Annotated in this window: 3 protein-coding genes and 1 pseudogene; 1 reads left to right on the top strand and 3 read right to left on the bottom strand. The window is 69.1% G+C overall.

Annotation, left to right across the window (positions count from 1 at the left end; genetic code table 11):
• The 3 genes from AACZ35_RS13415 to AACZ35_RS13405 all read right to left on the bottom strand — a co-directional run.
• Positions 1-531: hypothetical protein (locus tag AACZ35_RS13415; RefSeq protein ID WP_339830131.1), on the bottom strand; the 531-nt coding region annotated here is incomplete at its 3' end.
• Positions 528-1,394: a hypothetical protein gene (locus AACZ35_RS13410; RefSeq protein ID WP_339830129.1), complete on the bottom strand. Its 867-nt coding sequence runs from the start codon at positions 1,392-1,394 to the stop codon at positions 528-530. The genes AACZ35_RS13410 and AACZ35_RS13415, both read right to left, overlap by 4 nt.
• A 246-nt stretch (positions 1,395-1,640) precedes the next feature.
• A complete protein-coding gene (locus tag AACZ35_RS13405; RefSeq protein WP_339830127.1) occupies positions 1,641-2,711 on the bottom strand; it encodes an alkane 1-monooxygenase in 1,071 nt (356 codons plus the stop codon).
• Positions 2,712-2,813: 102 nt separating this feature from the next.
• On the opposite strand from AACZ35_RS13405, the pseudogene AACZ35_RS13400 reads away from it, so the two are divergent.
• Positions 2,814-3,290: pseudogene (locus AACZ35_RS13400) on the top strand (sodium:proline symporter); the annotation flags it as partial.

Raw genomic sequence — 3,290 nt, 5'->3', positions numbered from 1 at the left:
GCCGTCGACGGTGTTGTCGATGATGTCGACGTTGCCCTGGGTGGAGATCGCGCCGTACAGGCTGCGCACCAGCGTATTGCCGCGAATGATGCCGCCTTCCGCATGCACGCCGATGCGACCACCGTCGAGGTGGTTGTTTTCGATCACCACGCCCAGGGGTGGCGCGAACACGAGGCCGTAGGTGCGGACGGTGATGCCGCCCGGCAGCCCGCGAACGACGCAGTTCCGTACCGCGAGGTTGTTGCTGTTGCGGCCGCGGATCGCCCCGATGCCCTGGGCGCTGCCGTTGCCTTCGGCCGTGGAGCCGATGATGGCGTGGTGGCGGCAGTCCAGCGTGACGTGGTTGGCTTCGACGGTGATCGCCGAGCCGTAGGGCAGCGAGGGCACCGCCAGGTTGGCGTCCAGGCAGTAGTGGCCCGGCTGGCTGATCACCACCGGCGCGGAGTCGATGACGGTGCATGCCTGCGCGCCCGCCACCGAGGCGCAGAGCAGCAGGGATCCGGACACGGCGGCTTTGACGAGGCGGTTCATCGCAGGACTCCCGGCTTGGCCGCGGCCGGGCCGGCGGCTTTGCTTTCCGTGAAGGTATTGCCGCCGGCGTCGCGGCAGCCGGCGTTGCCGGTTTCGAACGCGGCCGCCTGGTTGCCGTCGAGCACGCCCAGCGCGCCCAGGCACTCGAAGGCCATGTCGTTGGAGGCCGCGGAAGGGAAATGCGCGGCGACGAAGTTGCGCTGCAGCGTCGCGTAGCCCGGCCCGGACACGCGGATGCCGACGCGCGACACGCGCGAGAACAGGCCGCGCACCTGGTTGTCGGCGATAACGCCGCCCTGGCTGCCTTCGACGGCGATGCCGATGACCGGCGCGAACACGTCTTCCGGCTCCCACAGCACGTCCACCTGGTTCGACAGCACGTCCACGGTGCCGCTGGCCCGGATGGCGACGACGGGTTCGGTGGACGTGCTGGTGTAGCCGGTGTCGAGCACCTGGTTGTCGCGTACCAGGGCCGAGCGCGCGGCCACCACGATGCCGCCGGCATGGTTGCCGACCAGGCGGTTGGAGCGCAGCACGATGCCGACCGGGGCGTCGGCGCCCGTGGCGTCGGTGCCCGCGACGATGCCCTTGCGGAAGCCCTGCACGGTGCAGCGCCAGACCTGCACGTTGTCATGCTGGCCCGCCGAAATGCCGGTGGCGGAGGTCGTCGCGGCTGCGGCGCTGCCCTCGATCTTCAGGCCGCCGCAGTCCAGGTGGATGTCGTCGCTGGCGAGGGTGATGGCCGCGCCTTGCGTGGCGGGCGTCGAGAGGTCGGAGGCCAGGCAATAGCGCCCCGGGGAATCGATCGTCGCCGGCAGGCTGGCGATTTCCGTGCAGGCGAGGGCGGGGGTGCTGGTAAACACTGCGAATGCAGCGGCTGCAGCGCCCAGGAGGTGTCTGCGCATTGGGAATCTTCCGGAAGTCGCCGGGGGCGGGCGGTCCGAGTGTAGAGGCCGCTTGCGGAACTGACCACCCGCGATGCAGCGAGAAAATTTCTCCGCGCGACCCTGGTCACGGAGTGAGCAAGGTGGCTGACGCCCGCGCCCCGCCTGCCTCGTGGCGTTTCATCCACAGGGGTTCTCCCAGGGTTGTCCACAGGGTCTGTGGATTCAGCGCGGGACCCGCGGGTCGACCACGCGATGCCAGAGCGGCGGCACCAGTGCCAGCACGAACATCGCCGCGTAGCCACCGGGCAGCTGCGGGCTGTCGGGATGGTGGCGCAGGATGGCGTAGCGGCGCTTGGGGAAGGCGTGGTGGTCGGAGTGGCGCTGCAGCTGGAACAGCAGCAGGTTCGACAGCGCGTAGTCGGAGTTCCAGCTGTGCAGGTGGGTGGTGCGTTCGTAGCGGCCGTCGGCGCCACGCTGGCGTTCAAGGCCGTAGTGTTCGATGTAGTTGATGATTTCCAGCGAGCCCGCCGCGAACAGACCCTGCAGCAGGAAAAACGCCAGGCCCACGGGCCCCAGCCAGGCCAGGCACAGTGCCGCGAAAACAAGCCAGACCAGCGTCCAGCCAATCATTTCATTGCGCCAGTGCAGCGCCGGCAGGCCCAGCCCACGCAGCCGCCGCGCCTCGAGCCGCCAGGCGTTGAGCGTATTGCGCCACAGCGCGCGCGGCAGGAAATGCCACAGCGACTGCCCGAAGCGCGCGCTGGACGCATCCTCGGGCGTGGATACGTGCACGTGGTGGCCGCGCAGGTGTTCGATCTTGAAGCCGTGGTAGCCGACGCTGGCCAGCAGCAGGCCACCGACGAAGGGTTCGAGCCGGCCGTCCTTGTGGATCAGTTCGTGCGCGGTGTTGATGGCCAGGATGCCGCCGACCAGGCCCTGCGAAAGCAGCCAGCCGGCCGTGCCGCCGGCACCGAAGCCGGCGTGCACGAACCAGTGCGCCGACCAGGCCAGCACGGCCAGGTGCACCGGCAGGCAGGCGAGGGTGAGGCCACGGAACCAGAGGCTTTGGGAGAGTTCGCGTTCGCGCCCCGCCGGCACGTTCACCGGGTCGTGGCCCAGGGCGTAATCGGCCAGCGGCAGCAGCACGAACAGGAAGAACAGCGGGAACCAGGCCATCAGGTCCGGACGCGCCGTCAGCACGCCCAGCCACGCGGCCAGTGGCATCAGCGCGGGCACCACGAAGACCAGCAGGAAGGCGAGGCGCTTGGCGTTCGGCACGGCGGTCGGACCCACGTTAACCGGGCCCCAGCATACCCCGGGCGGCGCGGCGTTCAAGGGGCAGGGCCGTGGCGAAGTCGTTAAGCTAGGCGGCCACCCGCACTCCCAGGAGCCCCCATGGACTGGACGTCCCCGCTGCACATCACCTTCGCCATCTACATCCTTGGCATGGTCGGCATCGGCTTCGTGGCCTGGTATTCCACCAAGAATTTCGACGACTACATCCTCGGCGGCCGTTCGCTGGGCAGTTTCGTCACCGCGCTTTCCGCCGGCGCCTCGGACATGAGCGGCTGGCTGCTGCTGGGCCTGCCCGGCGCCTTCTATGTCGGCGGTTTTTCCGAAGCCTGGATCGCCGTCGGCCTGGTGATCGGCGCCTGGGCCAACTGGCGCTACGTGGCGGCGCCGCTGCGCCTGTACACCGAACGCAGCCAGAACGCCCTGACCCTGCCGGACTATTTCACGCACCGCTTCGAGGACCGCAACAAGCTGCTGCGCTCGGTGTCGGCGGCGATCATCCTGGTGTTCTTCGCGGTTTACTGCGCGGCGGGCATCGTCGCCGGCGCGCGCCTGTTCGAATCGGTGTTCGAAGTGCCT

Origin of the sequence: uncultured Arenimonas sp. (assembly GCF_963976025.1) — a bacterium.
GTDB lineage: Bacteria > Pseudomonadota > Gammaproteobacteria > Xanthomonadales > Xanthomonadaceae > Arenimonas.
Note: the sequence above shows the minus strand (reverse complement) of the source record. Positions and strands in the feature narration are given on the sequence as shown.